Source organism: Streptomyces sp. NPDC055815, from assembly GCF_053616475.1.
The window spans coordinates 1-5,372 of the sequence record NZ_JBSHDU010000161.1 but is presented as its reverse complement, the minus strand read 5'-3'; the positions used below and the strand labels follow the sequence as shown (position 1 = coordinate 5,372).

The window sequence follows — 5,372 nt, the reverse complement described above, 5'->3', positions numbered from 1 at the left end:
GGTGGGCACACGGGACGGCGCCCTCTCGCGGCGCCTCCGCGTTCCGCGCCCCGACCCGCACCGGCCGTGGCGGTGTGCATCCGGTGCGGGTTCAGGCGCGGAAGCCTCTGGCGCCGGCAGGGGCGCCGTTCCGTTGTGCCCACCCGTTCCGCCCCGGCGGAACGCATGCCCACAACGGGGCGCCGCCCCGGCGCAGGGCGTGGGCCCGCAACGGGCGGCGGGGGCTACGCGCGCCAGGGGAGTTCCGCCGTGATCGTCGTCGGGCCGCCCGACGGCGAGTCCACCGCCAGGACCCCGTCCACCGCCCCCACCCGCTCCGCGAGCCCCGCGAGACCGGACCCGGGCCCGACGGCCGCCCCGCCCACCCCGTCGTCCCGTACCTGAAGCATCAGCCGGTTCTCCGTGCGCCACACGTCCACCCACGCCCGCCGCGCCCCCGAGTGCCGGCTGACGTTCTGGAGGAGTTCCGAGACGGTGAAGTACGCGATGCCCTCGATCGCCGGCACCGGCCGGGCCGGCAGGTCCACGTCCACGGACACCGGGACCGAGCACCGGGAGGCCACCGCGGAGAGCGCCGCGTCCAGGCCGCGGTCGGTGAGGACGGCCGGGTGGATGCCCCGCGCGAGGTCCCGCAGCTCCTGGAGGGCCAGCTTCACCTCGCCGTGCGCCTCGTCGACGAGTACCGCCGCCGCCTGCGGGTCCCGCGCCAGCTTCTCCTTCGCGAGCCCCAGGTCCATGGCGAGCGCGGCCAGCCGGGCCTGCGCCCCGTCGTGCAGGTCGCGCTCGATGCGCCGCAGATCGGCCGCCGCGGTGTCGACGACGACGCCCCGGTCGGACTCCAGCTCCGTGACGCGCGAGGCGAGCCGGGACGGGCCCAGGAGCCCGGAGACGAGGAGCCGGTCGACGGAGACGAGCCCCCGCAGCACCCACGGCCCGATGAGGACGAACACGAGCCCGATGGCGCTGGTCACGGCGATCTCGAAGGGCGCGTCGAGGTAGAAGGAGTGGGTGGCGTCCCCGTACAGCTGGATCCCGTCCTGCCCGACCCAGGTGGGGAAGACCCACTGCCACAGCGGATAGGTGAAGAGGCTCCAGCCCCAGGCCCACAGCGCCACGGTCACCGAGAAGGAGAACACCGCCCACGGCATGTGCAGGACCGCGTAGAGCAGGTGCCGCCAGGACGCGCCGCTCTTCAGCATGGCCCCCATCCAGGAGAACGCCCCGCCGGTCCGCCCGCGCACCGGCTCCGGCGCGGCGACGTCGAGGCCGAGCAGCCCGCGCGCCCGGGCCCGCTCCACCGCGCCGAAGCCCCGGCACGTCCCGAGCGCCGCCGCCAGGATCGGCACGCCGAGGAAGGTGATGAGCAGCCCGGCGCCGGTCGACACGAAGGCGACGGAGAGCACGAACCAGCAGATGCTCAGCGGGAACCCGATCAGCACGTAGAGCACGGCGCGCCAGGTGCGGGCCTCGAACGGCGCGCGGATCGCGGCGGGGAGCGGGTGGGAGGCCATCACGGTGTTCCTTCTCTGCGAGGAGGGGCGGGCAGGGGCGGGGCGGGCGGTACGTGTTCCAGGGTTCCGTCCCGCGCCCCGCCGGACCATGAGGCGGGTGGGCGTCCGGGGGCGGGGGTTTTCCCTACCTGCCGGAGGGGGCCGCCGGCCGGGACCGCCACGGCAGCTCCGCCGTGACCGTCGTCGGACCGCCCTCGGGGGAGTCCAGGACCAGCAGCCCGTCGACCGCCCCGAGCCGCTCCGCGAGCCCCGCGAGCCCCGTACCGCCGTCGAAGCGCGCCCCGCCGGCCCCGTCGTCCCGCACCTGGAGCATCAGCCGCTCGCCCGCCCGCCAGACCTCCACGGAGGCGGACCGGGCACGCGCGTGCTTGGAGACGTTCTGGAGGAGCTCCGAGACCGTGAAGTACGCGATGCCCTCGATCGCCTCCGCCGGCCGTTCCGCCAGGTCCACGTTCACCGCCACCGGCACCGTGCAGCGCGCGGAGACGGAGGAGAGCGCCGCGCTGAGGCCCCGGTCGGTGAGGACGGCCGGGTGGATGCCCCGGGCGAGGTCCCGCAGCTCCTGGAGGGCGAGCTTCACCTCGCCGTGCGCCTCGTCGACCATCGCCGCGGCGGCCTCCGGGTCTTCGAGCAGCTTCTCCTTGGCGAGGCCGAGCCCCATCGCGAGGGCCACGAGCCGGGCCTGGGCGCCGTCGTGCAGGTCGCGTTCGATGCGCCGCAGGTCGGCGGCGGCGGTGTCGACGACCACGCCCCGGTCCGACTCCAGCTCGGCGATCCGCCGCTCCAGCTCGTCGGAGGGCGAGAGCAGCCCCCGGACCATGCCCCGGTCGCCGTTGGCGAGGCCGCGGGCCAGGAAGGGCAGCACGGGCCAGAGGACGAAGAGCGAGACCAGGGCGACGGTGAACGTCACGATCCCCCAGGGCAGCCGGATCAGCCCGTACAGCTGGGTCCGCCAGGCCACCGGGTCCTTCAGCGATCCCCACAGCCAGCCGAAGAAGCCGCGGTGCTTGGGCAGCGGGGACGGCTCGGCGACCTTCACGCCGAGCAGCCTGCGGGCCCGCGCCCGCTCCGACCGGCCGATCAGCCGGGCGCCGCCGAGGCCGAGGGCCAGCAGCGGCAGCCCGACGACGGTCACCGAGAGGCCCACACCGAGGGCGATGCTGACGACCGCGTACACGAAACCGGCCAGCGCGGTGAAGAGGTTGGTGAGGAGGAAGGCGATCTCCTTCCAGGTCTCCCTGCCGTAGGCGAACCGCAGCGGCGGACGCGGGTTCTCGGGGGAGCCGGAGGAGCCGGCGGGGGCGGAGCCGCCGGAGTCGGACGACTCCGCGGACTCGACGGGATCAAGATCGGCGCTCATGTTCCCCAGACTGCCGGTCGGGGCGGGCGCGACGCCATGGGGGAGGTGGGTGAGCCCGAGGGGGGCTATCCCCACGTGCCGGAGCGCTCACGAAGGCACCCGCGACTGCTTACGGTCCCTTTAGCAGGGCCTAGACTCGCGTCCGTACAGAAGTGACTCATGAGACACCGAGACCGAGGGGCGGACGTGCGGGAACCGACCGTTGTCGCGGCCGACGCGGCGGACTACTTCCAGACGTACTCCGTCGTCGGCCTGCTGGCCGTCATCGGCGTGCTCTTCGTCGCCGTGGCGTTCGGCGCGGGCCGGCTGCTCCGGCCCGTCGTGCCGACGCCCGAGAAGCTCCTCACCTACGAGTGCGGTGTCGACCCCGTCGGGGAGGGCTGGGCCCACACCCAGGTCCGCTACTACGTGTACGCCTTCCTCTACGTGATCTTCGCCGTCGACTCGATCTTCCTCTTCCCCTGGGCGACGGTCTTCGCCGCGCCCGGCTACGGCGCGACGACCCTGGTCGAGATGTTCGTCTTCCTGGGCTTCCTCGCCGTGGGGCTGCTCTACGCATACAAGAAGGGCGTCCTGACATGGACGTGACCCCGCTCCCGGCCCCGAAGCTGGGGCCGCTCGCCCGGCTGGCCCCCGAGCCGATGAAGGTGGTCCTGAACTGGGGCCGCCGCTACAGCCTGTGGGTCTTCAACTTCGGCCTCGCCTGCTGCGCGATCGAGTTCATCGCCGCGTCGATGGCCCGGCACGACTTCATCCGGCTCGGCGTGATCCCCTTCGCGCCGGGACCGCGCCAGGCCGACCTGATGATCGTCTCGGGCACGGTGACGGACAAGATGGCGCCGGCCGTGAAGCGTCTGTACGAGCAGATGCCCGAGCCGAAGTACGTCATCTCCTTCGGCGCCTGCTCGAACTGCGGCGGCCCGTACTGGGACTCGTACTCGGTCACCAAGGGCGTCGACCAGATCATCCCCGTCGACGTGTACGTACCCGGCTGCCCGCCGCGCCCGGAGGCCCTGCTCCAGGGCATCCTCAAGCTCCAGGAGAAGATCGCCCGCGAGAGCCTGGCGGAGCGGTACACGACGACTCCTTCGGTGGCGCAGCTGACGAGCCCCCTGACGCCCCCGCCGGGAGGCCAGGCATGAGCACGTACGACTCCCTCCCCGACTCCGTGACGGAGATCTTCGGCGAGGAGGCGACGGCGGAGCGTGCGTACGACCTCCTGACGGTCGACGTCCCGCCGACGGCCTGGCTCACGGCGCTCACGACGGCCCGCGACGAGCTGGGCTGCACCTACTTCGACTGGCTGAGCGCGGTCGACGAGCCGGGCACGGGCTTCCGCGTGTGCGCGCACGTGGTGGCGCTGGGGGAGGGCACCCCGAAGCGCCTCCTGCTCCGCACGACGGTCCCGCACGAGGCCCCTGTCCTCCCGACGGCTGTCGGGGTGTACGCGGGCGCGGGCTGGCACGAACGCGAGACCCACGAGATGTTCGGCGTGGCCTTCGAGGGCCACCCGCACCTCGTCCCCCTCCTGCTCCCCGAGAACTTCGAGGGCCACCCGCTGCGCAAGGACTTCGTCCTGGCGGCGCGGGTCGCCAAGGCGTGGCCGGGCGCGAAGGAACCGGGCGAGTCGCACGACGGCGGCGGCCCGAAGCGCCGCCAGATGCTCCCGCCGGGCGTCCCGGACCCCAACGAATGGGGCCCCCTGAAGGGCCAGCTCCCCCCGGCCCCGGCCCGCCCGGCCCGCGCGGCGGCAGGCGAACGCCCCGCCCGAGCGGCAGCCGGCGACCGCCCGGTCCGCCGAGCCCGCACGACCACGGAGGGCTCGGCCGGCCAGCCGACCCCCACGACACCGGAAACCCCGGAACCGGGTGCTCCGGTACGCCGCTCCCGCACGGCGGCGGACGGCTCCGCAAGCCAGGCGACGACCTCGGAGCCGGGTGCTCCGGTACGCCGCTCCCGCACGGCGGCGGACGGCTCCGCAAGCCAGGCGACGACCCCGGAGCCGGGTGCTCCGGCACGCCGCTCCCGCTCGGCGGCCGACGGCTCGGCGAGCCAGACGGCCCCGGAGACCCCGGACACGGACGGCCCCGCGCCCCGCGCGGCCGCCGCCACTCCGCGTACCCGCAGCTCGGACGCCCCCTGGCACCACGCCCGCCCGGCCTTCGACGAGGAACCCCCCAAGGCCCCCACCGCCGAACCCGCCAAGCCGGAGGCCCCGGCCCCGGCGGAGGCCGATGGCCCGGAGGCCCGGAAGCCCGGCACCGCCGAAGCACCGACGGCTACCGAAGCTCCGGCCGGCGCCGAACCCGGCGCCGCCGAGGAGGCCGCACCGGAAGCCGCCGACCCGGCGGACGCGCCGGCCCCCGGCCCGGAGGCCCAGCAGTCCGGTGCCGACGGCTCGGGCTCGGGCCGTACGCCCGCGCCCGAGGGCCCGGCCGACGCCGACGCCGACGCCCCCGCCGAGCCGCCCGCCGGGCGCGACGCCACCGCCTCCGCCGAGC

5 protein-coding genes are annotated in these 5,372 nt (G+C 74.9%); 3 read left to right on the top strand and 2 right to left on the bottom strand.

All coding sequences use genetic code 11. The annotated features are described in order from the left end of the window. Nucleotides 1–224: 224 nt before the first annotated feature. Together ACWGN5_RS41640 and ACWGN5_RS41635 are read right to left on the bottom strand one after the other, a co-directional pair. Nucleotides 225–1,511 carry a sensor histidine kinase gene (locus ACWGN5_RS41640; RefSeq protein ID WP_453524200.1) on the bottom strand — a complete coding sequence of 429 codons (1,287 nt, stop codon included), beginning with the start codon at nucleotides 1,509–1,511 and terminating at the stop codon, nucleotides 225–227. A gap of 124 nt (nucleotides 1,512–1,635) precedes the next feature. Beyond that, nucleotides 1,636–2,871 (bottom strand): sensor histidine kinase, encoded by a 1,236-nt coding sequence (locus tag ACWGN5_RS41635; protein ID WP_453524197.1) that lies wholly within the window; start codon nucleotides 2,869–2,871, stop codon nucleotides 1,636–1,638. Between the two features lie 159 nt (nucleotides 2,872–3,030). On the opposite strand from ACWGN5_RS41635, the gene ACWGN5_RS41630 reads away from it, so the two are divergent. From ACWGN5_RS41630 to ACWGN5_RS41620, 3 genes are all read left to right on the top strand, one after another. Then, nucleotides 3,031–3,459, top strand: coding sequence for an NADH-quinone oxidoreductase subunit A (locus ACWGN5_RS41630; protein WP_453524194.1), 429 nt, complete (start codon nucleotides 3,031–3,033; stop codon nucleotides 3,457–3,459). After that, complete coding sequence (locus ACWGN5_RS41625) at nucleotides 3,450–4,013, top strand: NADH-quinone oxidoreductase subunit B (RefSeq protein ID WP_453524191.1); 564 nt, start codon at nucleotides 3,450–3,452, stop codon at nucleotides 4,011–4,013. Before ACWGN5_RS41630 ends, ACWGN5_RS41625 begins: the two co-directional genes overlap by 10 nt. Further along, on the top strand, nucleotides 4,010–5,372 hold a 1,363-nt coding region (locus ACWGN5_RS41620; RefSeq protein ID WP_453524188.1), incomplete at its 3' end, for an NADH-quinone oxidoreductase subunit C. The genes ACWGN5_RS41625 and ACWGN5_RS41620, both read left to right, overlap by 4 nt.